21 protein-coding genes are annotated in these 26,779 nt (G+C 71.9%); 10 read left to right on the plus strand and 11 right to left on the minus strand.

Going from position 1 to position 26,779, the window contains the following annotated elements; all coding sequences use genetic code 11:
- Positions 1 to 26: 26 nt before the first annotated feature.
- Positions 27 to 1,625: an ABC-F family ATP-binding cassette domain-containing protein gene (locus Dvina_RS10240; protein ID WP_223102222.1), complete on the plus strand. Its 1,599-nt coding sequence runs from the start codon at positions 27 to 29 to the stop codon at positions 1,623 to 1,625.
- 172 nt (positions 1,626 to 1,797) lie between these two features.
- Here the strand turns inward: Dvina_RS10240 and Dvina_RS54115 are convergent, their stop codons facing one another.
- A complete protein-coding gene (locus Dvina_RS54115) occupies positions 1,798 to 2,601 on the minus strand; it encodes a hypothetical protein (RefSeq protein WP_246656128.1) in 804 nt (267 codons plus the stop codon).
- Between the two features lie 666 nt (positions 2,602 to 3,267).
- Between Dvina_RS54115 and Dvina_RS10250 the strand changes: the two genes are divergently transcribed.
- From Dvina_RS10250 to Dvina_RS10260, 3 genes are all read left to right on the plus strand, one after another.
- Positions 3,268 to 3,492 (plus strand): helix-turn-helix domain-containing protein, encoded by a 225-nt coding sequence (locus Dvina_RS10250; protein WP_223102223.1) that lies wholly within the window; start codon positions 3,268 to 3,270, stop codon positions 3,490 to 3,492.
- Positions 3,489 to 4,265, plus strand: coding sequence for an enoyl-CoA hydratase/isomerase family protein (locus tag Dvina_RS10255; protein ID WP_223102224.1), 777 nt, complete (start codon positions 3,489 to 3,491; stop codon positions 4,263 to 4,265). Before Dvina_RS10250 ends, Dvina_RS10255 begins: the two co-directional genes overlap by 4 nt.
- 117 nt (positions 4,266 to 4,382) lie before the next feature.
- Positions 4,383 to 6,308 (plus strand): ABC transporter ATP-binding protein, encoded by a 1,926-nt coding sequence (locus Dvina_RS10260; protein ID WP_223102225.1) that lies wholly within the window; start codon positions 4,383 to 4,385, stop codon positions 6,306 to 6,308.
- Positions 6,309 to 6,600: 292 nt separating this feature from the next.
- Here the strand turns inward: Dvina_RS10260 and Dvina_RS10265 are convergent, their stop codons facing one another.
- The 7 genes from Dvina_RS10265 to Dvina_RS10295 all read right to left on the minus strand — a co-directional run bounded on the left by Dvina_RS10265 (position 6,601) and on the right by Dvina_RS10295 (position 11,922).
- Positions 6,601 to 7,470: a caspase family protein gene (locus tag Dvina_RS10265; protein WP_223102226.1), complete on the minus strand. Its 870-nt coding sequence runs from the start codon at positions 7,468 to 7,470 to the stop codon at positions 6,601 to 6,603.
- Positions 7,471 to 7,595: 125 nt separating this feature from the next.
- Positions 7,596 to 7,796 (minus strand): hypothetical protein, encoded by a 201-nt coding sequence (locus Dvina_RS10270; RefSeq protein ID WP_223102227.1) that lies wholly within the window; start codon positions 7,794 to 7,796, stop codon positions 7,596 to 7,598.
- 412 nt (positions 7,797 to 8,208) lie between these two features.
- Positions 8,209 to 8,982, minus strand: coding sequence for an SDR family oxidoreductase (locus Dvina_RS10275; RefSeq protein WP_223102228.1), 774 nt, complete (start codon positions 8,980 to 8,982; stop codon positions 8,209 to 8,211).
- 129 nt (positions 8,983 to 9,111) lie between these two features.
- Positions 9,112 to 9,504, minus strand: coding sequence for an SCO6045 C-terminal-like domain-containing protein (locus Dvina_RS10280; protein ID WP_223102229.1), 393 nt, complete (start codon positions 9,502 to 9,504; stop codon positions 9,112 to 9,114).
- Entirely contained in the window at positions 9,501 to 10,325 is an 825-nt protein-coding gene (locus Dvina_RS10285; RefSeq protein WP_223102230.1) for an MbnB/TglH/ChrH family RiPP precursor modification enzyme, read from the minus strand. The genes Dvina_RS10280 and Dvina_RS10285 overlap by 4 nt, the downstream gene beginning before the upstream one ends.
- Complete coding sequence (locus Dvina_RS10290) at positions 10,322 to 11,266, minus strand: TIGR04222 domain-containing membrane protein (RefSeq protein WP_223102231.1); 945 nt, start codon at positions 11,264 to 11,266, stop codon at positions 10,322 to 10,324. The genes Dvina_RS10285 and Dvina_RS10290 overlap by 4 nt, the downstream gene beginning before the upstream one ends.
- Before the next feature lie 68 nt (positions 11,267 to 11,334).
- Complete coding sequence (locus tag Dvina_RS10295) at positions 11,335 to 11,922, minus strand: TetR/AcrR family transcriptional regulator (protein ID WP_223102232.1); 588 nt, start codon at positions 11,920 to 11,922, stop codon at positions 11,335 to 11,337.
- Between the two features lie 154 nt (positions 11,923 to 12,076).
- Here Dvina_RS10295 and Dvina_RS10300 point away from each other — a divergent pair, with 154 nt between their 5' ends.
- Together Dvina_RS10300 and Dvina_RS10305 are read left to right on the plus strand one after the other, a co-directional pair.
- A complete protein-coding gene (locus tag Dvina_RS10300; protein ID WP_223102233.1) occupies positions 12,077 to 12,724 on the plus strand; it encodes an HAD family hydrolase in 648 nt (215 codons plus the stop codon).
- Positions 12,725 to 12,868: 144 nt separating this feature from the next.
- Positions 12,869 to 13,756, plus strand: a complete 888-nt coding sequence (locus Dvina_RS10305) for a serine protein kinase RIO (RefSeq protein WP_223102234.1) — start codon at positions 12,869 to 12,871, stop codon at positions 13,754 to 13,756.
- A 520-nt stretch (positions 13,757 to 14,276) separates the two neighbouring features.
- Here the strand turns inward: Dvina_RS10305 and Dvina_RS10310 are convergent.
- Positions 14,277 to 15,236 (minus strand): quinone oxidoreductase family protein, encoded by a 960-nt coding sequence (locus Dvina_RS10310; RefSeq protein WP_246656129.1) that lies wholly within the window; start codon positions 15,234 to 15,236, stop codon positions 14,277 to 14,279.
- A gap of 107 nt (positions 15,237 to 15,343) precedes the next feature.
- Between Dvina_RS10310 and Dvina_RS10315 the strand changes: the two genes are divergently transcribed.
- Positions 15,344 to 18,166, plus strand: a complete 2,823-nt coding sequence (locus tag Dvina_RS10315; RefSeq protein ID WP_223102235.1) for an Hsp70 family protein — start codon at positions 15,344 to 15,346, stop codon at positions 18,164 to 18,166.
- Positions 18,167 to 18,434: 268 nt separating this feature from the next.
- Here the strand turns inward: Dvina_RS10315 and Dvina_RS10320 are convergent, their stop codons facing one another.
- Complete coding sequence (locus Dvina_RS10320; RefSeq protein WP_223102236.1) at positions 18,435 to 21,212, minus strand: aconitate hydratase; 2,778 nt, start codon at positions 21,210 to 21,212, stop codon at positions 18,435 to 18,437.
- 416 nt (positions 21,213 to 21,628) lie between these two features.
- Entirely contained in the window at positions 21,629 to 23,059 is a 1,431-nt protein-coding gene (locus Dvina_RS10325; RefSeq protein ID WP_223102237.1) for an aminopeptidase P family protein, read from the minus strand.
- Positions 23,060 to 23,131: 72 nt separating this feature from the next.
- On the opposite strand from Dvina_RS10325, the gene asnB reads away from it, so the two are divergent.
- From asnB to Dvina_RS10340, 3 genes are all read left to right on the plus strand, one after another.
- Entirely contained in the window at positions 23,132 to 25,075 is a 1,944-nt protein-coding gene (asnB, locus tag Dvina_RS10330; protein WP_223102238.1) for an asparagine synthase (glutamine-hydrolyzing), read from the plus strand.
- Positions 25,072 to 25,977, plus strand: coding sequence for a carbohydrate kinase family protein (locus Dvina_RS10335; protein WP_246656130.1), 906 nt, complete (start codon positions 25,072 to 25,074; stop codon positions 25,975 to 25,977). The genes asnB and Dvina_RS10335 overlap by 4 nt, the downstream gene beginning before the upstream one ends.
- Before the next feature lie 67 nt (positions 25,978 to 26,044).
- Positions 26,045 to 26,776, plus strand: a complete 732-nt coding sequence (locus Dvina_RS10340; RefSeq protein WP_223102239.1) for a hypothetical protein — start codon at positions 26,045 to 26,047, stop codon at positions 26,774 to 26,776.
- Positions 26,777 to 26,779: the final 3 nt, after the last annotated feature.

Here is a 26,779-nt window from a genome sequence, read left to right on the forward strand (position 1 = left end):
CTTCTGCCCGAGAGTGAGTTCGTACCGTGATCACGGCCAACAGCCTTGAGCTGCGCGCTGGCGCCCGCATCCTGCTCAGCGACATCAACCTGCGCGTGCAGCCCGGCGACCGCATCGGTCTCGTCGGGCGCAACGGCGCCGGCAAGACCACCACCCTGAAGGTCCTCGCCGGTGAGGGCACGCCGCACGCCGGCAACGTGGAGCGCCGCGGCCCGGTCGGATACCTGCCGCAGGACCCGCGCACCGGCGACCTCGAGGTGACCGCCCGCGACCGGGTGCTCTCCGCCCGCGGCCTCGACACGATCTACGCCGAGATGAAGGCGCTCGAGGCGAAGCTCGGCGACGACGAGCGGCTGATCCGACGCTACGGCCAGCTGGAGGACCAGTTCGCGGGGCTGGGCGGCTATGCGGCCGAGGCCGAGGCCGCGCGGATCTGCGCCAACCTGGGCCTGCCGGACCGCGTCCTGGCCCAGACCATCGGCACCATGTCCGGTGGCCAGCGCCGCCGCATCGAGCTGGCCCGCATCCTCTTCCGCGACGCCAGCGCCACCGGCGGCGGCATCCTGCTGCTCGACGAGCCGACGAACCACCTCGACGCCGACAGCATCTCCTGGCTGCGTAACTTCCTCTCCAGCCACAAGGGCGGCCTCGTGGTCATCTCCCACGACGTCGACCTGCTGGACGCGATCGTCAACAAGGTGTGGTACCTCGACGCCAACCGCGCCACCATCGACTTCTACAACGTCGGGTGGAAGCTGTACCAGCAGCAGCGCGAGACCGACGAGAAGCGCCGCCGCCGCGAGCGGGCCAACGCCGAGAAGAAGGCCGGCGCCCTGCTGGCCCAGGCCGACAAGATGCGGGCCAAGGCCACCAAGACGGTCGCCGCCCAGAACATGGCCCGGCGCGCGGAGAAGATGCTCGGCGGCCTCGAGGAGGTCCGGGTCGCCGACAAGGTGGCGAAGGTCCGCTTCCCCGAGCCGAAGTCCTGCGGCAAGACCCCGCTCACCGCCAAGGGCCTGTCCAAGTCCTACGGCTCGCTCGAGATCTTCATGGACGTCAACGTGGCCGTCGACCGCGGCTCACGCGTGGCCATCCTCGGCCTCAACGGCGCCGGTAAGACCACGCTGCTGCGGATGCTGGCCGGCGAGCTGACCCCCGACACCGGCGAGGTCGTCTCCGGTCATGGACTGCAGCGGGGGTACTACGCGCAGGAGCACGAGCAGCTCGAGGTCGACCGCACCATCCTGCAGATCATGCGCTCCGCCGCCCCCGAGCAGAACGACACCGAGCTCCGCAAGATCCTCGGCGCCTTCCTCTTCACCGGCGACGACGTCGACAAGCCGGCCGGCGTGCTGTCCGGCGGCGAGAAGACCCGCCTGGCCCTGGCCACCCTGGTCTGCAGCGGCGCCAACGTGCTGCTGCTGGACGAGCCGACAAACAACCTGGACCCGATCAGCCGCGAGCAGGTGCTCGACGCCATCGCCCGCTACCCGGGCGCGATCGTCCTGGTGACGCACGACCCGGGCGCCGTGCAGGCCCTGAAGCCGGACCGCGCGATCCTCCTGCCGGACGGCGTCGAGGACACGTGGAGCGACGATCTCCTGGAGCTCGTCGAGCTGGCCTGATCTCCCCGCGCGGCTTCGCGCGGCGGGCAGGGGGTTCAGGGGGCCTCGGAGTCCGCATGGTTCGTCAGCGTTGCCAGGTCTTTCCGCGTCGCGGCGCGAAATGTCGGACGCTGCGCGTCACGCTTCGCTCGACATTTCGGACTTATGCCCCGCCGGGTGGCATGTCGGTTTCCTACCACGGTGTCACGAGTACCGCCTCGATGATCATGGCAGCGATCGCGCCCAGCCCGACCAGGATCAGCGGGGCCGGGGGCAGGGCGCCGGCCGGGCGCTCGGGAGCCACGGCGGCGACGGTCAGCCACGGGAAGAACGGGAGCCAGGCGTGCTCGACGCCGCCGCGGGCCAGGCCTGCGACGATCGAGAAGAGGACCGCCGCGCCCGCGCCCACCAGGAACGGCCACATGGCGGTGTTGCGGACCTTGCGGGCGCTGGCGATTAGGGGTGGGCCGGCGGCCAGCAGGAGGACCACGACGCTGATGGCGCTCCACCAGAGCACCGAGCGGTACGGCGCCACGCGGGCCGCGTAGTCCGTCTCCGCGGCCACGAGGCCGGCGGCCCAGCTGAAGCCGAGCAGCTGCGCGCCCAGGACCGGCAGCAGCGCCCCTACGCCGCTGAGGACGTTGAGGGAGGGTCGGCGGCGGGCGAAGTACACGCAGACCAGCGAGAGGCCCAGCCACGGCGCGGAGTAGGAGAACAGGGCGGCCACGCCCACCAGGAGCCCGGCCAGCAGCGCCCAGCCCGCCGGCGCCCAGCCCTGCATCCGGCGCCGGCTCGCCCGCAGTCCCGCGACGATCGCGGCCGCCCCGAGCACCGCGACGAGACCGTCCAGGCTGACCGCCGTCCAGATGGCGTACGGGGCCAGCACCAGCACCGGAAGGTAGCGGCGGGCCGCCTCCTCGCCGACCGAGTCGCGCACCGCGGCAAGCACGAGCGGAATCGCCAATATCGATACGGCGGCGATCAGGAAACCGAGCACAATGTGGTTGGTGACGCCGATTTGCCGCAGCGCCCACAAAAAGAAGACGGGGCCCGGAGGATGGCCCCGGGAAGCTACCGAGTGGTACCCGGCGTCGGCCGTGAAATGTCTGAGGTATTCGAACGGATCGTCACCGACCCGGTTGACGTCCCCCAGATATTCCTCGGGCGAACCTAAGGTTTTCGTAAGACCCGACCAGCCATCGACAAGCGCCAAAGCGATTGCCCACGCGAGGCCCAACATGTACCCGAAAAGCTGAATTTCCCGCCACCTCAGGCGGGTGAACCGGGGCCCGGCGGCGGCCCAGAGCACGCCGGCGGCCACGAGCGGCGCAAGCGCCGTGCCCGGACCGACTCTGATCTTGTACCTGCCGAGGAAGGGGGCACTGGCGGTCCCCAGACGGGCGTCGAGCTGCACCGCAAGCGCGGCAAATGCGAGTCCCAGGAGGGCCAGCAGGAGCCAACACAGCGCATCGAGGCGCTCACGGTGCGCAGTCCGTGAACGGTTGACGGACGGTTCGCTCATCACGGCGCATCACGGTATCGGGTAGGCGACAATGCTCTGCGTGTCGGTTGGCGCCCCGTCGATATCTAGCGCATGATCGTTCGAGGCGGTCTAATAGGTGGGACCGCACCAACCGCTCTGTCTGGGACGTGAGGGATCAGCATGGCAGCCACCGCCACCACCAGCACCGAGAAGGGTCGCCGGATCATCGGCGCCGAAAGGCAGACGCTGGCGAAGGACCTCGTGAAGCGGTACACCAACGGTGAGAGTATCCGTGCACTCGCCGCTTCCACCGGCCGTTCCTATGGATTCGTACACCGGGTTCTGACCGAATCCGGCGTGCAGCTGCGTCAGCGGGGCGGCGCTCGGCGTCGCAAGAAGGCGTGAACGCCTCCACCTCCTCGGCGAGCGCGGAGCCCCGATCGGGTGACGCGCGATTCGACCTCGACGGGCCGGTCGCGACGGTGACGTTGTGCCGGCCCCAGGTTCTGAACGCGCAGACGCCCGCGCTGTGGGCCGATCTGCGCGAGTTCGGCCGCACGTTGCCGGGCGACGTACGCGTCGTGGTGATCCGTGGCGAAGGGCGGGCCTTCTCAGCCGGGCTCGACACCAAGGCCGCCGTGACGACGCTCGGCGAGCTCGCCGCCGCCCCCGACGCCGACGAGCGCATCGCCGGCTTCCAGGAGGCGTTCTCCTGGCTGCGGCACCCGTCGCTGATCACGATCGCGGCCGTCCAGGGCCACGCCATCGGCGGCGGCTTCCAGCTGGCCCTGGCCTGCGACTTCCGGGTCGTGGCCGACGACGTCGCGTTCAGCATGGCCGAGATCAGGCTCGGCCTCGTGCCCGACCTCGGCGGCACCAAGCGCCTGGTCGAGCTGGTCGGCTACGCCCGCGCGCTCGAACTGTGCGTGACGGGGCGGCGCGTGGCGGCGGCCGAGGCGTCCCAGATCGGCCTGGCCAATGTGGTGGTACCGCGGGAAGAGCTCGACGACGCCGTGAAGGACCTCACGGCGGCGGTGCTCGAGGGGCCGCGCGACGCCGTCATCGAGATCAAGGCCCTGCTGGCCGCGGCCGCCGGGCACACGTTCGCGCAGCAGGAGGCCGCGGAGCGCGCGGCCCAGCAGCGCCGGATCGCGGACCTCTCGGGCCGCGGAGAGTAAGAAGACCTAGGTCCAAAGCCCCGGTCGCGATGGGGAAGCTGTCGTGCCCTCGAAAAGTTGTCGTACCTGCCGGGCACAATCGGAGCCGGCAGGTACGACGGGTTTGGGGGCGTGTTCATGTCATCGCCGATGAGCAGCATGACGGGGTGGGAGACCCTGCGCTCGCTGCGCAAGGCCGACGAGCTGGCCGGCAAGAAGCTCGGCCGCGACACGACCAAACGGATCATCCGCTTCGCCCGGCCCTACCGGCGCGACATCGCGGTCTTCCTGGTCACCGTGGTTCTCGGGGCCGGCACCGGGGTCGCGACCCCGTATCTCGCGGGCGACGTGATCAACAAGATCAACCAGGGCGGCCCCGACGCCGGGAACGCTGTCGTGCGGGTCGCGCTGCTCATCGGGGCGCTCGCGCTGGTGGACGCGCTGCTGTCACTGGTTCAGCGTTGGTACTCCGCGCGGATCGGTGAGGGCATCATCCTCTCGCTGCGCCGGCTGGTGTACGACCACGTCCAGCGCATGCCCCTGCAGTTCTTCACCCGCACGCAGACCGGGGCCCTGGTCAGCCGCCTCAACAACGACGTGCAGGGCGCGCAGCGGGCGTTCACGTCAACCCTGTCGGGCGTGGTCAGCAACGTCATCCAGCTCGTGCTCACGGCCGCCGTCATGCTGACCCTGAGCTGGCAGATCACGGTGCTGTCGCTCGTCATGCTGCCGCTGTTCATCCTGCCCGCGCGCCGCGTCGGCAAGCGGCTGGCGGCGATCACGCGGGAGGCGTACCAGCTCGACGCGAAGATGAACGCGACGATGACCGAGCGGTTCGGGGTCGCCGGCGCGCTGCTGGTCAAGCTCTTCGGCCGCCCCGACGCCGAGGCCGAGCGGTTCGCCGAGCGGGCCGGGCGGGTCCGTGACATCGGCATCCAGACCGCGATGTTCAGCCGCGTCTTCTTCGTCAGCATGCTGCTCGTGGCCTCGCTGGCCCAGGCGCTGACCTACGGGCTCGGCGGCTGGTACGCCGTGCACGGGCACATCACCGCCGGGACGGTCGTGACACTGGCCCTGCTCCTCACGCGCCTCTACGGCCCGCTGACGGCCCTGTCCAACGTGCGCGTGGACGTGATGAGCGCACTCGTCAGCTTCGAGCGCGTCTTCGAGGTGCTCGACCTGGCCCCGTCCATCGCCGAGCGCCCGGATGCGCGGGAGATCCCGCGGGGTGCGGCGGACGTCGAATTCAGGAACGTCCATTTCCGGTACCCGTCCGCCGCCGAGGTGTCGCTGGCGTCCCTGGAGGACGTGGCCACCCTCGACCGGACCGTCACCGAAGAGGTGCTCCGGGGCATCTCGTTCACCGTCGCGCCCGGGAAGATGGTCGCGCTCGTGGGGCCGTCGGGCGCCGGCAAGTCCACGACCGCCATGCTGCTGCCGCGGGTGTACGACGCCACGGAGGGGGCGGTGCTGGTGGGCGGGGTCGACGTACGCGACGCCACCCTGCAGTCCCTGCGCGACACGATAGGCGTCGTCACCCAGGACTCCCACCTGTTCCACGAGACGATCGCGGAGAACCTGCGGTACGCGAAGCCGGACGCCACCGACGAGGATCTCTGGACGGCCCTGCGCCGGGCCCAGGTCGGCGACCTCGTGGCCACCCTGCCCGACGGCCTCGACACCGTCGTCGGCGAGCGCGGCTACCGGTTCTCGGGCGGCGAGAAGCAGCGCATCGCGATCGCCCGGCTCCTGCTCAAGGCTCCGTCGATCGTGATCCTGGACGAGGCCACCGCACACCTCGACTCGGAGTCGGAGGCCGCGGTCCAGCGGGCGCTGTCCGAGGCCCTGTCCGGCCGCACCGCCCTGGTGATCGCCCACCGCCTGAGCACCATCCGCGACGCGGACGAGATCCTGGTCGTCGACGGTGGCCGCATCGTCGAGCGCGGCACCCACGAGGCTCTGGTCGCCGCGGGCGGGTTGTACGCGGAGCTGTACCGCACCCAGTTCGCCATCGTCGACTCCCCGCTGCCGCGCTCCGCCACCCCGCCGGTCCCGACCCCGTAGGCATCCGCCCGCGTCGCCGGGCTGCTCGGGCAACGGGCGCGCGCCCGGTCTTCCGGCTGCTCACGCTCGGGCGCGCCCGGTTTCCCGACTGCTCGGGCTCGGGCGTGCGCCCGGTTTCCGGCTGCTCACGCTCGGGCGCGCCCCGGCCTCCCGGCTGCTCGGGCTCCGGCGTGCGCCCGGTTTCCGGGTGCCAGGTGAGTGTGCGGAAGGGGCGAGGGCGGGGTGCGGGTTCGGGGGCACCCCGCCGGTTCGCTGTATTTGGCGCCGGTTTCGGTGCGGCGGACCGCGATCGTCAGGCCAGGAGGGGCCAGGCGAGCTGGAGGTGGGTGGCCGCCAGCGACGGGGTCTGCGGGTAGTCCTGGCTCGGGAGGCTGACGCGGATCGCCTCGATCCAGTCGCGGTACGTGGCGCTCTGCGGCAGGCCGGCCAGCGCCGACAGGGCGACGTAGGTGAATGCGCCGTTGGGACGGCCGTTGAACGTGGCGTCGTAGGCGTACTCGGTGTCGGCGCAGCCGGCCAGCAGCAGCGCCGTTGGGCGGTGGTCGGCGGGCCGCGGCCGGTCCGGGACCCGGTGCGGGCCGGCGCCGGTGACTGCGGTGTGGAGCCGGGGCGTGGCGGCGGTGTGACGGCGCGGTGGGAGGTGGGTGTCGATGGTGCTCGCCCGCCGGCGGTCCTGCGGCGTGAGGAAGGTGGCGGGCGGCAGGAAGCGGGTGCGGGTCGGGTGGTCGCCCAGCGGGCGGTTGAGGCGGGTCAGGGTGCCGGAGTGGCAGGAGTCGGAGATCAGGACCGTGCGGACGCCCGGGCCGCTCCGGGCGAACAGGTCGTGCAGGTCGTCGTCCAGAAGCGGGCCGTTCTCGGCGATGTCGTGCGGGCACAGGGCCTCGTCGCGGTGGTCGGGCTCGTCGCCGCCGGTGTCGGGGACCCACGTGCCGTGGCCCGAGTAGGTGATGACGACCGTGTCGCCGCTCGTGGCGGTGGTCAGGAGGTGGCGGATGCCGGCCCGGATCGCCTCGCCGGTCGCGGCGCCGTCGATGAGGCTGTCGATGGCGAAGCCGCGGGCGCTCAGCGCCGCGGCCCAGTCCTCGGCGTCGTTGCGGCAGCCGGCCAGGTCGTTCTCGGTGCCGGGGTAGTCGTTGATGCCGATGCACAGTGCGAGTTTCATGGTTCCCCCGTAACTCGGTGCGAGACCTTACGCATCGATGGCGTTACGGAGCGTGCTGGCGGTTGGGTGTGCGTTATCGGCTTATGGGCGCGTCCTGCCGCTACCCACAAATCGGACACCCTCCGCTACGGCGGTGGGAGCGGGCCGGGCCGCCGGGAGCCGTCGCGCAGGAAGGGACCGCGGGGCTCCGCGTCGTTCCCGGGGGCCGGCTCCGCCGTGGGCGGGGCGATACGGGCGCGTTCGGTGGGGATCGGGTCGGCCACGGTGAAGAGCCGGCGGAGGTCGGCCAGCAACGCCTCGTCGTCGGCCTCGTCGGGGGTGGTCATGACCGGGTCGGCGGGAGGTCCGTCCGGTGAGCGGTGGCGTCGGCGCGATGGTCGCCGGGTAACGCGGTGGGCTGCGGCTGCATGGGTGGTTCTCCGTCCCCGTGGGGCGCCGCCGAAGTGGGGGGTTGCGGCGCCTTGCCGCTGACATGAGGACGGGCCGGTCGTTCCTGATACAAGTCAGGCGAAATCATTCGGATCCTGTCGTTCTCGACCCGGCGCTCTGGCTCTGTGTGCGGGCAAAGGGCCGTTGACCTTCGGATTCCGTCGTCGAACGATCGTCCGGCGGGACCGTTCGTTCGGGCTCGTACTGTCCGGAATCGGGCAGCCTGCGCTCCCGGTCGTTCGGGCCCGGCCAACCGATCTCGCCGGGCCTCCACCGCCCATCGGACGGCCGCGGGGGTACGGCGGGCGGTCAGATGGCGGTGATGACGCCGCCGTCGATGCGCAGGGCGGTTCCTGTCAGGTAAGAGGCCGCCGGGGAGAGGGCGAAGGCGGCGACGCGGCCGAACTCCTCCGGGCGGCCCATGCGCCGCAGCGGGATCGTGGCGGACCGGTCGGCCTGGGCCTTGGCCGGGTCCGGGGCGGCGGCCATCAGCTCGAGGTTGCGGTCGGTGAGGAAGGCGCCGGGCAGGAGAGAGAAGACGCGGATGCCCTTCGGGCCCAGCTGGTTCGACAGGTCCTTGGCCAGGCCCGCGAGGCCCGGGCGGAAACCGTTGGAGATGGCGAGCGTGCTCAGCGGCTGGCGTACCGATGAGGAGAGCACCAGGCCGATCGCCGCCGCGTCGCCGGGCGGGCGCTCGCCCAGGGCCGCGGCCAGCGTGCGGGCCAGGCGGACGGTGCCCATGAACAGCGTGGCGAAGGCGGCGTGCCAGTCCTCGTCGGCCACGTCCAGCACGCCACCGTGCGGCGGCCCGCCGACCGAGATCAGCGCACCGTCCAGCCGGCCGAACCGCGTCCGGGCCGCGGCCACCAGCCGGTCACCGGTGTCGGGGGCACCCAGGTCGGCGACCAGGCCCACGGCCCGCTCCGGCCCCAGCGCATCGACGGCCGCCTTCACCGTGGCCTCCGTGCGCCCCGAGACGACCACGTTCGCGCCGTCCGCCGCGAGAGCCTGCGCGGTGGCGAACCCGAGGCCGCGGGAGGCGCCGGTCAGCACGTACACGCGATCGCTCAACCCGAGATCCATGCGCGCGATCCTACGGCGGCCAGGCGGGGCTGAGGGCTCAACCTAGCCTCCTAGGAAGCCGACGGCGGGCGTGAAGGTGGAGCATGTGGACGGCGGGCGGGCGAGGCCGGGTCGGAGCATGGTGGTGCGTCAGCGGCGGCGGAGGCGGAGGCGGGACCAGAGGGAGCGCGGGCGGGGGGTCGGGGGAGCGGTGCCGTCGTACGCGTACTCGCGCTCCCGAGCGTCCAGCTCTTCGCGGGCCAGGGGAGGCAGCGCGGTACCCATGGAGCGGGCGAAGTCCCAGCCGTCGCGGAGAGAACCCTGCGGTGGGCGGGACTCGGCCCAGGCGGCGAAGCGCTTCGGCCAGTCCTTGCCGTACGACGCGGCCAGGAACGGCCAGCGGGCGGCCACCTCGCCGGCGCGTTTGCGGCGCAGGGCGCTCTTCGTTGCCAGGACCGCCGCCGGGTCGAAGCCCTCCGGTAGTTCACCGCCCGCGACCAGGGCGGCGACCAGGGCCTGCTGCGCGGTGGCCAGGTCGGTCATGTGATCACCGGCCAGCCGGCGGCGGTGGCGATCGCGTCCAGCTCCGCGGTCAAGGTGGCGGCGGCGGGGTAGTCGCCGTCGCGCTCCAGCATCAGGGCCGGTGGGGTGGTGCGGGCGCAGAGGTCCTTGATCAGGGTGAGGACCTCCGCCGGCACGGCGTCCGTGTGGGTGTCGTGATAAAAGCCGCCGGCCTCCGTGCCGCCGGCCACGTGGACGTACGCGATGCGCTCCAGCGGGAGCTCGTCGAGCAGCGCGGTGGGTGACTCGTGGCGGTTGCGGGCGTTGGCGTAGACGTTGGCGATGTCCAGGAGCAGGGCACAGCCGGTGCGGTCGAGGATCTCGGTGAGGAACTGGGCCTCGGTGAGCTCCGGGTCCGGCCAGTCGAAGAGGGCGGCGATCGGCTCCAGCGCCAGCGGTACCCCGCCCAGCGCCGACTGCGTGCGCCTGACGTTGGCGACGATCGCGGCGACCGCCTCGCGGGTGCGGGGGACCGGCAGGAGGTGCCCGGCCTCGACGCCGCCGGCCCGCACGAACGCGATGTGCTCGCTGACCAGCGGGGCGTTGAGCAGCTGCGCGCATTCGTAGAGGTGGGCGGCGCGTTCGTCGGCGATCGGCTCGGCGCCGCCCAGGGAGAGCTTGACGCCGTGCGGGACGACGGTGACGCCGCGCCCGACGAGCTCGGCGAGCGCGTCGGGCACCGGCGCGTGCGTGTGGATCGACTCGGCGACGACCTCGGTGAAGCGCAGGCCCGGGAGGCCGGCGACGTAGCCGGCGATCTCGGGGCGCCAGCCGATGCCGACGCCGTACCGCGGGCCGCTCATCCCCCGCAGCCCCCGCCGCCGCAGCTGGAGCCGCAGCTCGAACCGCTGCTGCAGCTGGAGCTGGAGCCCGAGTCGCCGGAGCTGGAGCTGGAGCAGCCGTAGGAGGTGCTGCCGCCGGAGTAGCCGGAGCCGGTCAGGGCGATGTTGCGCTGCAGCTCGGCCTCGGCCGCGAACGCGGGGTCGGCGACCAGGAACGCGCCGACGCCGAAGAGGCCGACGCTCAGGGCCGCGGCCTGCGGGCCGTAGGTGGCCCATGAGGGCTTCTGGCCGGGGGAGAGGTGCTGCGCCGCACTGCGCATCCGGGCGAGCAGGCGCTTGCCGCTCGACGACACCCGCGGTACCCCCAATAGGAACAGTGCAATGACGAGCACCGGGATCATCATGAGCACCAGGTTGGTCACCGGGCGCTCGTTGGCGATACCGGCGAACACCCGGGCGATGCCGAGGGCGACGACCGCGAAGACGACGAGGGCGCCCATCCGCACGGTGCGGCGGGCCTGGCTGTCGAGGATCCAGCCGGCCTGGGCCAGCTCGGACTCGGCCCGGTCGAGGACGGCCCGGACGGTCGGGTGCGTCTGCACGCCGGTGGTGGTGATGCCGTTGGCGGCCACCGAGTAGATGGCCCGGTCGAGCTCCGGCGCGCCGGTCGGCGGGATCGCGGTCTGGCGGAGCTTGCCCTGCTTGTCGGTCTCGATCGAGCCGGCGGTGCGCAGGGCGGCGAGGGAGGAGTAGACGGCGAGGCGGCGATCCCCGTTGATCAGCGCGGCCTGGGTCGGGGTGAGGTCGCGGGCGCTGCGCAGTGACGGGCCGCCCGTGATCGAGCGCCGCCAGATGAGCACGCCGATGATCGCGACAGCGGCGAGGCCGAAGTACAGCCACAGGAACTGCGGGCCCGGGATGCCCCAGGTGTCACCCGGGGCCGCCACGATCGAGGTCTCCATGTCGCAAGTGTGGGTGCGGGTGTCGAGCCGGGCGTGTCACCGGCCGGACACTTGAGCAAACCTTGTGGCTACTTTTTTCGGACTGCCGCTTCAACCAGGCTCAGTACGGCCTCCAGGTCCTCGACCGGCCGGCCGGTCGCGAGGTGCAGGACGAGGCCGTCGTAGGCGAGCTCCAGGAACTGGGCCAGGGTGGCGATGGGGACGTCGTCGCGCAGGACGCCGGCCTCGAGCTGGCGCTGGAGGCGCTCGCGGGTGGCGGCGGTGATCGCCTCGGCCCGGGCGGCCCAGCGCTTGGCGAACTCGGGGTCGGTGCGCAGCCGCCGGGAGACCTCGAGCTGGCTGCCGAGCCAGCCGGTGACGTCGGGCTCGCCGGTGCCGGAGGCCGAGGCCTCCGAGAGCAGGTCGCGCATGACTTGGACGAGGCCGTGCTGGGCGACGGTGGCTACCATGGTGGCGGCGTCGTCCTCGGCGACGGCCAGGAAGAGCGAGTCCTTGTCCCGGAAGTGGTGGAAGATCGCGCCGCGGGACAGGCCGATCTCCTCTTCGAGCCGCCGCACGGTCGCGCCCTCGTAGCCGTGGCGGGCGAAGCACGTCCGGGCGCCGGTGAGAATCTCCTTCCGGCGCGCGTCGAGCTGGTCCTGGCTAACCCTGGGCACCCGTCGATTATGCAAGCCGTACATACGGTTTGCGAACAGGATGGTTTCGGCCGCGTTTCTTGCTGGCTTTTTGCCCGGATTTGCACCGGTATGCCAAGCCGTACGTGAACCTGACTATCTGTTCGATATCAATCCGGTCACGTACCCTGCCCGCGTGCCCCTGTTGTTGCTCAGCCTGGACGACACCCTGCTTGACAGGGCTGGGGCGTTCCGCGCTTGGGCGGCGGAGTTCCTCGGGCAGATCGGCGCGCCTGAATATGATCTCGAGTGGCTGCTCTCGATCGACGCCGACGGCATGAACTCCACCTGGGACGTCGCCGAGGGGCTGCGGGGGCGGTACGGGCTGCGGTACAGCGCGCTCGATCTGGTCGAGGAGATCCGGCAGGCGATCATGGACCGGATCCGGCTCGATCCGCTGACCGCCTGCGCCCTGGCCATCGCCGAGGACTCCGGCTGGGTGCCGGTCGTCGTCACCAACGGTGAGTCGCGGCAGCAGGAGGAGAAACTGCGCAAGACCGGCCTTGACCGGTACCTCGCCGACTGGGTCATCTCCGAAGAGGTGGGCGTGCGCAAGCCCAACCCGCGCATCTTCGCGATCGCCGCCGAGCGGGCCCGGATGCGCCTGACAAACGCCTGGATGATCGGCGACAGCCCGGAGGCCGACATCGGCGGGGCGGACGCGGCCGACATCCGCAGCGTCTGGCTGCACCGGAGCCGCTCCTGGATCGAGACCCGCTACGCGCCGACCCGGACGGCCGACGGGGTGATCGCGGCGATCGCCGAGGCCATGGCGTCGCGATAATTCGCTTGCCGGCCCGGCCGGGGTGCTCCACCCTGGCACCAACCACGACTCTTCGTTTCGGAAGGAGGCGAGTCACATGGATGCCGTCACGGCGCGCTTTCGCCTGCCCATGAACTCACCCTTTCTGACTCTGGAGACCTCGCGTTGCGCGACCATAACCACGCTTCGTCACGCCGCCGTTTCGATGACGACGACCCGGCCTTTCTGAAGCGCCTCTCACACGACTTCGACATCGCCTGGGACTCCGCCGAGGAGCCGGCCGGCGATGGGCACTACACCTCCTGGGACGCCCCCGGCGTCCTGCACGGCCCCGAACCCCGCCCCGGGTGGGTGGTCACGGAACTGGCCGCGCGGGACGTGGACCTCGGCGTGCTCAAGACCGGCAAGGAGGCCGACGTCCACCTGGTGGAGCGGGCGATCCCGGACGGGCGGCGCTCGCTGCTGGCGGCCAAGCGGTACCGGGACGCCGACCACCGCATGTTCCACCGCGACTCCGGCTACCTGGAGGGCCGGCGGGTCCGCGAGTCCCGGGTCACCCGGGCCATGCAGAGCCGCACCTCCTTCGGGCGCGAGGCCCTCGCGGGGCAGTGGGCGGCGGCGGAGTTCTCGGCGCTGGCCCGGCTGTGGGAGCTCGGGGTCGCGGTGCCGTACCCGGTGCAGCTGCTCGGCACGGAGCTGATGCTCGAGTTCGTCGGCGACGACGACGGCACCGCCGCCCCTCGCCTCGCCCAGACCCGGCCCGCGCGGCCGGAGCTGGAGTCGCTGTGGTGGCAGCTCGTCGACGCCCTGCGGGTGCTGGCCCGGGCCGGCCTGGCCCACGGTGACCTGTCCCCGTACAACCTGCTCGTGCACGGTGAGCGGCTGGTCCTGATCGACCTGCCGCAGGTCGTCGACGTGGTGATCAACCCGAACGGGTCGCAGTTCCTGGCCCGCGACGTCAACAACGTGGCGCGCTGGTTCGCGGGCAAGGGCTTCGCCGTCGATCCCGAGCCGTTGATCGTGGAGCTCCTGCACGACGCCGGCGTGCGTTGAGCGACGGCAGGCCGCCGGCTGCTTGAGGCGGCGGCCGTGGACTGCGGGCCCGCCCGGCTTCGTGATCGGGCGGGCCCGCAGCGGGTGCGGGTCGCAGCGGGGAGGGTGGTCCGCTGTTGCCGCAGCTCAATCGGGTGGTGGCCGATAAGTCGGGCACTGCGTGCCGCGCTCCGCTCGACTTATCGTACTTATACGGCGCCGGGGTATATGTCCGTAAAATTTACGGCGTGAAGTGTCTGGATTGTTCGTGAACAGCCAACGGTGATCAACGTGCACGATGATCATCCCACAGGCTCGGCAGCGGCCACACTGATGGGGAGGCCTGCGCCTTCGAGCCCGGCCGACCGCCGCACGGGCCGCGGCGCGCGCCCGCGCCGCGCCCCGCCTCGTGCTCGTGCCCGTCGAGCCGATCAGCCCGGTGCGGCCCGGCCCGAGCGAACGCGCAGGCGATGCACTGCCCGTCGTGGGTCCGTGCGCGCCCGACTGTACTTATGGCGGGCTCGTTCTTTTGTGATCGCGATCACGGAACAATGAGCAGCTTTCCGGTGGTCCGGCGGCCCTCCAGGGCGACGTATGCGTCGGCCACCGCATCCAGTGGATAACGCCCCGTAACGGCGGCCTCGACAACGCCGTCGGCCACCCATCCGAACAGCGTTTCCGCGCGCTCCAGCAATTCTGCCCGCGACGCGATGAAATGGCCGAGCGTCGGCCGGGTGAGGAAATAGGAACCGGACATCAGGCGCATCGGGTCGAATGGCGGGACCTGGCCACTGGCCGCGCCGAACAGCACGAGCGTCCCCCGCGGCCGCAGGGCCTGCAGGCTCGTCTCGAACGTGTCGGCGCCCACGCCGTCGTAGACCGCGTCGACACCGGTGTCCCCGGTGACCTTGCGCACGGCGTCCAGCGCGTCGGCGTAAGCAACTGCCACAACCGCCCCGTTGCGTACCGCCAGATCCCGCTTCTCCGGCGTGGAGGCCGTCGCCACCACCCGGCCGCCGAGATGCGTGACGATGCGCGTGAGGAGCTGCCCCATGCCACCCGCGGCCGCGTGGACGAGCACCGCCGCGCCCGGCCGCACGGCGAACGAGTCGTGGGTCAGGTAGTGCGCGGTGAGCCCCTGCAGCATGACCGCGGCGGCCTGCTCGGTGCTGACGCGCTCCGGCACCGGCACGAGCCGCGCGGCCGGCACGAGGGCCTGCTCGGCGTGGCTGCCGGGGACGCCGGTCCAGGCCACCCGGTCGCCGGGGGAGAAGCCGCGCACGTCGTCGGCGAAGGACAGCACGGTGCCCGCCCCCTCGCTGCCCAGCCCGGCCGGCAGGGCCAGCTGATAGGTGCCGGTGCGCTGGTACACGTCCATGTAGTTGACCCCGCTGGCCCCCACCAGCACCAGCACCTCACCGGGGCCGGGCTCCGGGTCCGGGCGGTCCCGGACGCTCAGGACGGAAGTGTCGCCGTACTCCTCGAACATGACTGCGCGCATGGGACAGCCTCCTCGCCGTTTGTCAGGTTCTTGTCTACCCCAAACCGCCGATCGGATTTGTCGTACCCCTGCCGTAGCATCCGGGCAGTCATTGGAGGTGACGTCGAGTGGGCCCCACCCCGACCCATCGTCTCGCGATCGACCTGGGCACCTGCCACACCGTCGCGGTCGTGCGCCGCGGCGACGAGGCACCGCGGGCGCTGCTCTTCGACGGCTCGCCGGTGATGCCGTCCGGCATCTACGCCGACGAGCAGGGCCGGGTCACGGTCGGCCGCGACGCCGAGCGGCTCTCGCAGCTGAGCCCGGAGCGCTTCGAGCCCTACCCGAAGCGCAGCATCGACGAGGGCGCGGTCCTGCTCGGCTCGAGCGAGGTCACCGTCGTGGAGATGCTCGCCTCCCTGCTGCGCCGGGCCGCGGAGGAGTCGCTGCAGGCCGGCGTCAACCCGGTCGGCTCGACGGTGCTCACCTGCCCGGCCGACTGGGGCGGGCAGCGCCGGGGCGTGCTGCTGGAGGCGGCCCGGGCGGCCCAGCTCGGCCCGGTGGTCCTGGTCGACGAGCCGATCGCGGCGGCGGAATACTGCCTGCGCGTCCTCGGCCAGCAGGTCGCCCCGCTGCAGAGCCTGGCGGTGTTCGACTTCGGCGGCGGCACGCTCGACGTGTCGGTGGTCCGCCGCGAGTTCGACGGCCTGCGGGTGCTCGGCATCGGCGGCCTCGACGACCTCGGCGGCGTCGACATCGACGCGGCCCTCGTCGGCCACCTCGGCCAGCTCATCGGCTACCGCAACCCCGAGCTCTGGCAGCGCCTGTCGAACCCGGACAGCACCGCCGCCAAGCGCGACCGGCGCGAGTTCTGGAGCGAGGTCCGCGCGGCCAAGGAGATGCTCTCCCGGGCCGCCTCCGCCCCCGTGCACCTGCCCGGCACCGACGAGGCCGTCCACCTGACCCGGGAGGAGCTGGAGCGGGTCGCCGGCCCCCTGATCGACCGGGCCGTCGACGAGACCCGCCGCGTGCTGGAGCGGGCCGGCGTCGACGTGCGCCAGCTCGCCGGCATCTTCCTGGTCGGCGGGTCCAGCCGCATCCCGCTGGTGGCCAGCCGCCTGCACGCCCGGTTCGGGGTGGCGCCGGTGGTGCCCGAGCAGCCGGAGCTCCCGGTCGCCTACGGCGGCATCCTGGCCATCGGCGGCCGGGCGCAGCCGGCGCAGTACGGCGCGCCGCCGCCCATGCACACCCCGCCGCCGATGCACACACCCTCGTCGGGGATCCCCATGCCGGTCTCGGCGACGCCGGTGTCACCGTCGGCGCACCCGGTCTCGGTGCCGTTCCCGGTGTCCGCGCCGTTCCCGGGCGCTCAGGCCTCGCCGGCCCCGCCGATGCCGCCGCGCATGATCCCCCAGCAGTCCGGCCCGCCGGGCGCGCCGCCGATGGCTCCCGGGCAGCCGGCCTACGGCGTGGGCGTCCCGGTCGTGCAGCAGCCGCGCCGGCGCCGGACCGGGCCCTGGATTGCGCTCGTCATCGTGCTGGCGATCATCGGCGGCTGCGTGTACGGCGGCAACCGGCTCTTCGGCTGGGCGGGCGACCAGTTCCAGTCGGTCAAGGACGGCTTCCCCGACCTCGGCAACGGCGACTCCGGGCCGGGCAAGTCCGAGGGGCTCACCGTCGGCGAGCCGATCAGCCTGGGCGCCGGCGGCAAGGTGACCGCGGTGGCCGGCGCCGGTGCGGTGTTCACGGCCGTCGTCAACTCGGGCAAGGTCGACGTCGACGCCTACCCGACGACCGGCGCGAAGCGCTGGACGGCCAACGTGCCGATGGAGCCCGAGGACGTCTCCCTGCGGGTCGTCGGCGACCTGCTCATCGTCGACGGCGAGCGCGACACCCAGCGCGACGGCAAGAACGCCCGCAGCGTGATCAGCATCGGCGACGGCGCCGTCAAGTGGACCGACAAGTGGGACAGCAGGATCGACCTGTTCTACGCCGGCACCGACGCCATCACCGAGATCCGCGACGGCGACACCGCGGTGCAGCGCACCGACCTGCTGACCGGCAAGGCGCGCTGGTCGCACAAGGGCAAGGGCGGCTTCATCACCACCGGCGACCGGCTCGTGCAGCCGTCGCTCGTCTGGCCGGCCGAGAAGCGCAGCGGCGCGCTCGTGCCCAGCTATGCGCTGACCTTCCAGAACCCCATCCCGTTCCAGGAGTCGCTGGACGTCGACCCCGGCACTGTCGTGCAGATGCAGTCGGAGGGCAAGGCCGGCGTCGTCGACCTGTCCAACGGCCAGCTGAAGGCCAACGGTACCGTCGCCTCCGCCGGCGACCTGCCGTGGATCGCCTACGCCGGCCTGGCCATCTTCAAGAAGAAGGACGCCGACAACTCGATCGTCGCCTACCGGCTCTCCGACTTCGGCCTGGCGTGGGAGTTCAAGACGACCGCCGGGGTCGACATCGAGGACTTCCGCCCGTGCGGGGAGGCGCTGATCTGCGTCAAGGCGAAGCAGTCCAGCTACAGCCTCATCGGGGTCGGCACCGCCGACGGCAAGCCCAAGTGGACCAAGCCGGAGAAGGACGAGCCGAACTGGTACGTGCTCGACGGCCGGCTCGTCCTCGGCGGCGGCGCGTTCACCAGCATCCAGGACCCGATCGTCAGCGACCCGGGCAACGGCAACGACAAGTACGCGCTGGGCGCCGGGCTGTCCTCGAAGAACGCATACGCCGGGTCGAGCGGCCGGGTCGCCATGGTGACGATCCGCCTCACCGGGACCGACACGGTGTGGCAGGTCGCGGTGGTCGGCACGGCCGACGGCAAGGTGATCGGCACCGCCGACTACGACAAGGACAACATCATCACCGACGTCTCGATGAGCGCCGACACGGTCGTGCTCATCGACGAGAAGACCCGCAAGATCTACCGCTTCGGCATCCCGGGCGCCAAGTAGGGCCGTCCGCCCGGCCGCCACGCCGAGCACCGCGAGGAGAAACGGGTTTCCCGCCGCCGCGCCGGGCACCGTGACGACGAACGGGCTCCACGCCGTCGCGCCGGGCACCGCGAGGAGAAACGGGTTCCCCGCCGCCGCGCCGGGCACCGTGACGACCAACGGGCTCCACGCCGTCGCGCCGGCAGGGCCGCGAGGTCTGGGCGGATGACGGAAACGGCGCCGCGTCCACAGTGGACGCGGCGCCGCTCGTTCGGCCGGAGGTGGAGTCCTACGCGGCGATCATCTTGCGCAGGACGTACTGCAGGATGCCGCCGTGGCGGTAGTAGTCCGCCTCGCCGGGGGTGTCGATGCGCACGACCGCGTCGAACTCGGTGCCGCTGTCCGTGGTCACCTTCACCGTGCGCGGGGTGGTGCCGTCGTTGAGCGCCTCGACGCCGGTGATGGTGAACGTCTCGGTGCCGGACAGGCCCAGTGAGGCGGCCGACTCGCCCTGCGGGAACTGCAGCGGCAGGACGCCCATGCCGATCAGGTTCGAGCGGTGGATGCGCTCGTAGGACTCGGCGATGACGGCGCGCACGCCCAGCAGTGCGGTGCCCTTGGCCGCCCAGTCGCGCGACGAGCCGGAGCCGTACTCCTTGCCGGCCAGGATCACCAGCGGCACCCCGGCCTCGGCGTAGGCCACCGAGGCGTCGTAGATCGTCGTCTGCTCGCCGGTGAGGTGGTTGACCGTCACGCCGCCCTCGGTGCCCGGCGCGAGCTGGTTGCGCAGCCGGATGTTGGCGAACGTGCCGCGGATCATGACCTCGTGGTTGCCGCGCCGGGAGCCGTAGGAGTTGAAGTCCTTGCGGTCCACGCCGTGCTCGGCGAGGTACTTCCCGGCGGGCGAGTCGGCCTTGATGGAGCCGGCCGGCGAGATGTGGTCGGTGGTGACCGAGTCGCCCAGCTTGGCCAGGACCCGGGCGCCGCTGATGTCGCTGACCGGCGACGGCTCGGGTGCCATGCCCTCGAAGTACGGGGGCTTCCGGACGTACGTCGAGTCGCCCGCCCAGTCGAACGTGTCACCGGTCGGCGTGGGCAGCGAGCGCCACTGCTCGTCGCCGGCGAACACGTCGGCGTAGCGGGTGGAGAACAGGTCGGCCCCGATCGCCGCGGCGATGGTGTCCTCGATCTCCTTCGGGTTCGGCCAGATGTCGCGCAGGTAGACCGGCTGCCCGTCCGAGCCGGTGCCCAGCGGGTCGTTGGTGAGGTCGATGTCCATCGTCCCGGCGAGGGCGTAGGCGACCACCAGCGGCGGCGAGGCCAGGTAGTTCATCTTCACGTCCGGGTTGATCCGGCCCTCGAAGTTGCGGTTGCCGGACAGCACCGACACGACGGTGAGGTCGTGCTCGTTGACGGCCTGGCTGACCGGCTCGGGCAGCGGCCCGGAGTTGCCGATGCATGTCGTGCAGCCGTAGCCGACGAGGTTGAAGCCGAGCTTGTCGAGGTACGGCGTCAGGCCGGAGCGCTCGTAGTAGTCGGTGACGACCTTCGACCCGGGCGCGAGCGTGGTCTTGACCCACGGCTTGCGGGACAGGCCCTTCTCGACGGCGTTGCGGGCCAGCAGGGCCGCGCCGATCATGACGTGCGGGTTGGACGTGTTGGTGCAGGACGTGATGGCGGCGATGACGACGGCGCCGTGGTCGAGCTCGTAGTCCTCGACCCGGACCGGCTTGGAGGTGCGGCCGTTGGCGCCCGACGCGGCCGAGACGAGCTCGTGCGGCTTGTCGCCGTTGGAGTCCTGGTTGTTGGCCGGCGGGTCGCTGGCCGGGAACGACTCGGCGCTGGCCTCGTCGGCCGGTCCTTCGACCCCGTCACTGGCGCCGGTGCCGACGTAGTCGTCGAGCACGCCGCGGAACAGCTGCTTCGCCCTGGCCAGCGGCACCCGGTCCTGGGGCCGCTTCGGGCCGGCCAGGGAGGGCTCGATGGTGCTGAGGTCGAGCTCGAGGCGCTCGGAGTAGTCCGGCTCGGCGGCCGGGTCGTGCCACAGGCCCTGCTCCTTGGCGTACGCCTCGACCAGCGCGACCTGGGCCTCGTCGCGGCCGGTGAGCTTCAGGTACTTGATGGTCTCGTCGTCGATCGGGAAGATCGCCACCGTCGAGCCGTATTCGGGGCTCATGTTGCCGATCGTCGCCCGGTTCGCCAGCGGCACCGCGGAGACGCCCGGCCCGTAGAACTCGACGAACTTGCCGACCACGCCGTGCTTGCGCAGCATCTCGGTGATGACCAGCACCAGGTCGGTCGCGGTGGTGCCCTCGGGCAGCTCGCCGCTGAGCTTGAAGCCGACGACCCGCGGGATCAGCATCGACACCGGCTGGCCGAGCATCGCGGCCTCGGCCTCGATGCCGCCCACGCCCCAGCCGAGCACGCCGAGGCCGTTGACCATCGTGGTGTGGGAGTCGGTGCCGACGACCGTGTCCGGATACGCCTGCCCGCCGCGGCTCATGATGACCCGGGCCAGGTACTCGATGTTCACCTGGTGCACGATGCCGGTGCCCGGCGGCACGACCTTGAACTCGTTGAACGCCGTCTGGCCCCAGCGCAGGAACTGGTAGCGCTCCCGGTTGCGCCCGTACTCCAGCTCGACGTTGCGCTCGAAGGCGTCCGGGCGGCCGAAGAGGTCGGCGATGACGGAGTGGTCGATGACGAGCTCGGCCGGGGCGAGCGGGTTGACCCGCTTGGGGTCGCCGCCGAGCTCCACGACCGCCTCGCGCATGGTGGCCAGGTCGACCACGCAGGGCACGCCGGTGAAGTCCTGCATCAGCACGCGGGCCGGGGTGAACTGGATCTCGACGCTCGGATCCGCCGCCGCGTCCCACCCGCCGAGCGCCCGGATGTGCTCGGCGGTGATGTTCGCGCCGTCCTCCGTGCGCAGCAGGTTCTCCAGCAGGATCTTCAGGCTGTACGGCAGCCGCTCGGCGCCCTCGACCTTGCCGATCTTGTAAATCTCGTAGCCGGCGTCACCGACGCTCAGCTGACTCTTTGCTCCGAAGGAGTCGAGGCTCGCCACGGCGTGTGCTCCTCTTCCGTCAAGTCGTTCGGTCTTCCTGGTCGCGCTGCTTGCTGTACGCCAGTCTTCCCCAGCGCACGGCCGTCCCAGGCTGCGGGGTGTCGGGTGCCCGGGAGGCACCCCATGCTCAAGAAAACCGTACGTCCGTCTTGCTATGAGCGCAAGTCTGTCCCGCCCCGCGGACACGCGCCGGCTTCGCCCGATATGACGCAGTATCGAACCGTCACCCGTGAACGGCGCCCGTCGATCGCCGCGCAATCCGGGAATGGCGATCCGGACCGTTCATGGCGCAATTACCGGCTCCGCCGAGGACTACCACCGCCGGCCGCGCGCCGCGCGGGCGGACGGCCGGCGACGAGCCGACGCCGGCGGCCGTGCACCGTGCCCGGGCCGGAGGCTGAGGACTGGGACCGGGGCTACGGGAGCCGGTAGGGCTCGGCTCGGCGGGCGGCCAGCCACGACTCGACGTCCGCGGCCGTGCGCGGCAGGCCGTCCGACAGGTTGCGCGCACCCGACGGCGTGACCAGGACGTCGTCCTCGATCCGCACCGCGAGGCCGCGAAGCTCGGCCGGTACCAACTCGTCTTCGGGCTGGAAATAGAGCCCGGGCTCGACGGTGAGCACGTAGCCGGCGTCGAGGTTGCCCTCGCGGTAGCGCGCCTTGCGGGCGTTGGCGCAGTCGTGCACGTCGAGGCCGAGCATGTGGCCGAAGCCGTGCAGGGTCCAGCGGCGGTACAGGATGTTCTCCTTCTCCATCGCCTCGTCGACGCTCACGGGCAGGACGCCGAGGTCGGCCAGGCCCTGGGCGAGGACGCGCATGCACGCCTGGTGCACGTCGTCGAACGCGACGCCGGGGCGGATGGTGTCGATGCCGGCCTGCTGGGCCGCGAACACGATGTCGTAGACGGAGCGCTGCAGCGGCGTGAAGATGCCGGAGACCGGGATGGTGCGGGTGACGTCGGCGGTGTAGAGGTTGCGGTTCTCCACGCCCATGTCCATGAGGAGCAGGTCGCCGGGGCGGGTGGCGCCGTCGTTGCGCATCCAGTGCAGGATCGCCGCGTGCGGGCCGCTGCCGACGATCGAGCCGTAGCCGACGTCGTTGCCGTCGTGGCGGGCCCGCAGCCAGAACAGGCCCTCGATCAGCCGCTCGCTCACGGGGCGGTCGGCCGGGATGGCCCGGGCCGCGTCCTCGAAGCCGCGCACCGTCGCGTCGATGGCCTCCTGGAGCTGCTCCAGCTCCCAGGCGTCCTTCACCAGCCGCAGCTCGGACAGCGTCTGCGCCAGCTCGGCGTCGCGCTCCGGGCTCGCCGAGCGCACGGCCGCGTCGACGAGCGGGTCGAAGCCGCGCAGCACCCGGGTGCGGCCGGGCGCGATGTCGTCAAGGGCGGCCGGCAGCTCCGACACGTGCGCGGTCTGCAGCTGCAGCTCGGTCGCCTTCTCGGCCAGGGTGTGCCGGCGGCCGATCCACAGCTCGCCGTGGTTGCGGTCGGTGAAGAACTCGTCGGTGTCGCGGGGCGAGCGCGGCCGCACGTAAAGGGTGGCGTCGCCGGAAGGGCTGACGATCAGGACCGACTCGGGGTCGTGCTCGCCGGTGAGCCAGACGTGCTCGGTGCCGGGGCGGAAGCTGTAGTTGGTGTCGTTGGAGCGCACCCGCTCGACCCCGGCCGGGATGATCAACGTCTCACCCGGGAACGCGGCGGCGAGCTCGGCCCGGCGCTTGGCGTGGTCGGGAGCCTCCGGGCGGGGCGCGACATCGAGGGACGAATCGCGCCAGCCGGTGCGCATGAACTGCCGGAAACGCTCCGGAAAGTCAGGGTCGTGCGACTGACTGCCGGTTGCCTCGTCCATCGGGTCCCCACTTCCCCAAGCGTGGAAATTCGTGCTGCACCTGCGACCGTACCCCGTGCGAGGATGCAAGCCATGGCGGGTCTTCTCACGTTCGTCAGCGCGCGGGGCGGCGCGGCGGCGCAGCGGGACGCGGTCGCCGACGCACTCGGGCTGCTGCGCCACCGCGGCCCGGACGACGAGCGGATCGTCGCCGACGACGACGTGATCTTCGGGGCCGAGCACCTGACTGTCGCCGAGACCCGGACGACCCAGCCGGTCACCTACCCGCCGGCCGGGGTCACCGCCGGGCGATACATGATCGTCCTGGACGGGGCCATCCTCAACGCCGCCGAGCTGCGGGCCGAGCTGGAGGAGGACCGCCGGGCCGAGTTCGGGGCCGGCTCCGACGCCGAGGTCATCCTGGCCGCCTACCACCACTGGGGCCCGGGCGCGGTGAGCCGCCTGCGCGGCATGTTCGCGTTCGTGATCTGGGACTCGTCGGCCCGGCGGGCGTTCGGGGCCCGGGACCCGTTCGGCCTCAAGCCCCTCTTCCAGCTGCAGACCCCGCAGGGCGTGTACCTCGCCAGCGAGAAGAAGGCCCTCCTGCCGTTCACGCAGGAGGAGAAGGCCGTCGACACGAAACGGCTCCAGTACTACCTGACCATGCAGTACGTCCCCGAGCCCGGCACCATGCACCCGGAGGTGCGCCGGCTCGGCGCGGGGGAGACGTTCGTGTACACCCCGGGCGGGCCGTTGGCCAACCGGCGGTACAACCAGCTGCACTTCCGCCCGGGCCCGGTCGACGAGGAGGCCGTCGTGCGCCGCATCGCCGACGCCCTCCGGGAGAGCGTGCACGCGCACATGCAGGCCGACGCCGAGGTCGGGGCGTTCCTGTCCTCCGGGATCGACTCGACGGCGATCGTCGCCCTGGCCGCCGAGAAGGACCCGAACCTGCGCACGTTCACCGTCGGCTACGACGCGGCCGGGCCGGGCGCGCAGTACTCCGAGATCGACATCGCCGAGCAGTCCGCCCGCGCGCTCGGCGTGCCGCTCACCGCGACCGTCGTCACCGCGGCCGACTTCATGCGGGCCCTGCCTCGGATCATCTGGCACCTCGACGACCCGGTCGCCGACCCGGCCCTGGTCCCGCTGTTCTTCCTGGCCGAGCGGGCCGCCCGGGACGTCACGGTGGTGCTCGGGGGCGACGGGGCGGACGAGCTCTTCGGGGGGTACCCCATCTATCGGGAGCCTTTGTCGTTGTCGGGGGTCAGCCACCTGCCGGGCTCGATGCAGCGCGGGCTGCGGGCGGTGTCGCGGGTCATTCCGCAGGGCGTCAAGGGCAAGAGCTTCCTGGAGCGCGGCACGACACCCATCGAGGAGCGCTACTACGGCAACGCGCGGATCTTCACCGACGAGGAGAAGGCCGCGCTGCTGCGCCACTACGAGCCCGACGTGCGCCACACGGACATCACCGGCCCCGTGTTCAAGGAGGCCGGCGCGCTCGACGACGTCACCACGATGCAGTACATCGACCTGTACACGTGGCTGCGCGGCGACATCCTGGTCAAGGCCGACCGCATGACGATGGCGCACTCCCTCGAGCTGCGCACGCCGTTCCTGGACCGGGCCGTGTTCGACGTCGCGGCCGGCCTGCCCAGCGAGCTCAAGGTGCCGCCGCGCTCCCAGGAGACGAAGGCGGCGCTGCGGCGGGCCCTGGCCGGTGTGGTACCGGAGCCGATCGTGCACCGCAAGAAGCTGGGCTTCCCGGTGCCGATCCGCCCGTGGCTGCGCGGCGAGATGTACGACTGGGCCCACGGCCTGCTCGACACCTCCGGCGCCGATGACCTGCTCGACCTCGACGTCGTGCGGGGACTGCTGCGCGGCCATCGCAAGAAGGAGGCCGACCACTCCCGCAAGATCTGGACGGTGCTCGTCTTCTGCGTGTGGCACGCGGTCTTCGTGACCGGCACCATGCGCCCGAGTTTCACGGGCGCACCGTTGGAGGAGGTGGAACCATTTCAGGCTACGGAGTGGTGATCGGTGAGGCGCTCATCGATCTGCTCGAGTCCACCTCGGGCGGTGAGCTCGTCTACCGCCCCGCGGTCGGCGGCGCCCCGTTCAACGTCGCGGTCGGCATCGCCCGCCTGGGCGCGGACGTGCATTTCGTCGGCTCCTTCGGCGACGACCCGTTCGGCCATCGCCTGCTGGACTTTCTCGACAAATCCGGCGTCGGTACCGATGGTGCGCAGACGATCCCGGACGTGGCGACGACGCTCGCCGTCACGACGTTCCAGGGCCACGAGCCGACGTTCCGGTTCTACGGCTCGCCACCTTCCTACGGCCTCCTCGACGCCGCACGCGTCGACGTCGACCGCGTGGCCGGGGCGCGCCTGCTGTACTGCGGGTCGATGTGCCTGCTCGCCCCGCCCGTCCTCGCGGCCGCCCGCCGGGCCTGGGCCGTCCCCGGACCCGTCCGCGTCTTCGACCCCAACGTCCGCCCCGTCGTGGGCCTCAACCCGGACGTGGTCGAGGAGTTCGCCGCCACCGCCGACCTGGTCAAGCTGAGCTCGGCCGACGCCACCGCCCTCTGGGGCGAGTCCCCGGAGGCGGCCACCGAACGTCTCCTGGCCGCGGGGGCGGGAGCCGTCGTCGTGACCCTCGGCTCACAGGGTGCGCTCGTCGCCAAGGGCTCCGCGTCGGTACTCGTCCCCGCCCCGCAGATCACACCCGTCGACGCCACCGGCGCGGGCGACGCCACGATGGCCGGCCTCAGCTGGGGCATCCTGTCCCAGGGCAAGCCGGCCGACCTGGGGGAGTGGGCGACGCTGACCCGCGTCGCGGTCCACGTGGCCGGCTACGTCTGCGAGTCTCCCGGCGGCGCGGTCGCCATGCCGACGGTCGCCGACCTGCGCGCCCGGTTCGTCGACCTCGCCGTGTGACGGCCGGCCGGTGACCACGCCGGGTGACGGGCGGCGGCCCTCGCATCCGGTTCGTAGACTTGGCCGGGTGACGCCCAGGCGGTTCGGCCGTTACGTGACGGGATCGAAGGCGGCGGCCGTGGGGGTCGCCGCGGTCATCGTCGTGCTCCGGGTCCTGTACGAGTTCGGCGTCACTCCGTCGAACACGCCCCTCTGGCTCGCGGTCGCGCTGCTGCTCGCCCCGATCTTCGTGCTCAGCGCCGCCTTCATCGTGTTCGGCATCGTCTTCCGCCCGCTCGTGGACCCGCCGCCGGCCGCGCTGCGCGTGCGCGGCGACGCGTTCGTGGTGCCCGGCTCGCCGATCCTGATGGGCCGCCTGACGATGGGCTGGGCGCTGCTCGGGACCGTGTTCCTGGAGAGCGACCCGACGGTCTCCCCGACCACGCGCTTCGGCATCAACGCCGGCGCCGCCCTGGTCATCGCCGGCGCGATCATCCCGCTGCTGCGCGGCCCCCGGATCGTGGTGAGCCCGGCGGGCCTGAACATCCGGGCCGGCGGCCGGCGCATCCTGGCCTGGGACGACCTCGTCCGGGTGCCGGCCAACCCGCTGCCGATGACGGTCCGCGCCCCGAAGCTGGCCCTGAGCATCCGCCGCCCGGGCCGCACCGATCCGGGCTGGCTGCTCATCCCGCTGGAGCTGCTCGCCGTCGAGCCGGTCTTCCTCGGCTCGGTCGTCGAACACTACGTCGAACACCCCGACCGTCGCGGTGCGATCGGGACGGCGGAGGAGTACACCCGCCTGACCGGCGTCGCGGCTTAGGGG

It is taken from the genome of Dactylosporangium vinaceum (assembly GCF_019904175.1).
Classification (GTDB): domain Bacteria; phylum Actinomycetota; class Actinomycetes; order Mycobacteriales; family Micromonosporaceae; genus Dactylosporangium; species Dactylosporangium vinaceum.

Coding starts and splice junctions, on each gene's coding strand:
- Dvina_RS10270 (WP_223102227.1), bottom strand. CDS start 7,796: ATGACCACCCCCGACGAGGCCGACGACGAGGCGTTGCTGGCCGACCTC.
- Dvina_RS10310 (WP_246656129.1), bottom strand. CDS start 15,236: ATGCGCGCAGTCATGTTCGAGGAGTACGGCGACACTTCCGTCCTGAGC.
- Dvina_RS10325 (WP_223102237.1), bottom strand. CDS start 23,059: ATGGACGAGGCAACCGGCAGTCAGTCGCACGACCCTGACTTTCCGGAG.
- Dvina_RS10265 (WP_223102226.1), bottom strand. CDS start 7,470: ATGAAACTCGCACTGTGCATCGGCATCAACGACTACCCCGGCACCGAG.
- Dvina_RS10250 (WP_223102223.1), top strand. CDS start 3,268: ATGGCAGCCACCGCCACCACCAGCACCGAGAAGGGTCGCCGGATCATC.
- Dvina_RS10275 (WP_223102228.1), bottom strand. CDS start 8,982: ATGGATCTCGGGTTGAGCGATCGCGTGTACGTGCTGACCGGCGCCTCC.
- asnB (WP_223102238.1), top strand. CDS start 23,132: ATGGCGGGTCTTCTCACGTTCGTCAGCGCGCGGGGCGGCGCGGCGGCG.
- Dvina_RS10280 (WP_223102229.1), bottom strand. CDS start 9,504: ATGACCGACCTGGCCACCGCGCAGCAGGCCCTGGTCGCCGCCCTGGTC.
- Dvina_RS10285 (WP_223102230.1), bottom strand. CDS start 10,325: ATGAGCGGCCCGCGGTACGGCGTCGGCATCGGCTGGCGCCCCGAGATC.
- Dvina_RS10290 (WP_223102231.1), bottom strand. CDS start 11,266: ATGGAGACCTCGATCGTGGCGGCCCCGGGTGACACCTGGGGCATCCCG.
- Dvina_RS10260 (WP_223102225.1), top strand. CDS start 4,383: ATGTCATCGCCGATGAGCAGCATGACGGGGTGGGAGACCCTGCGCTCG.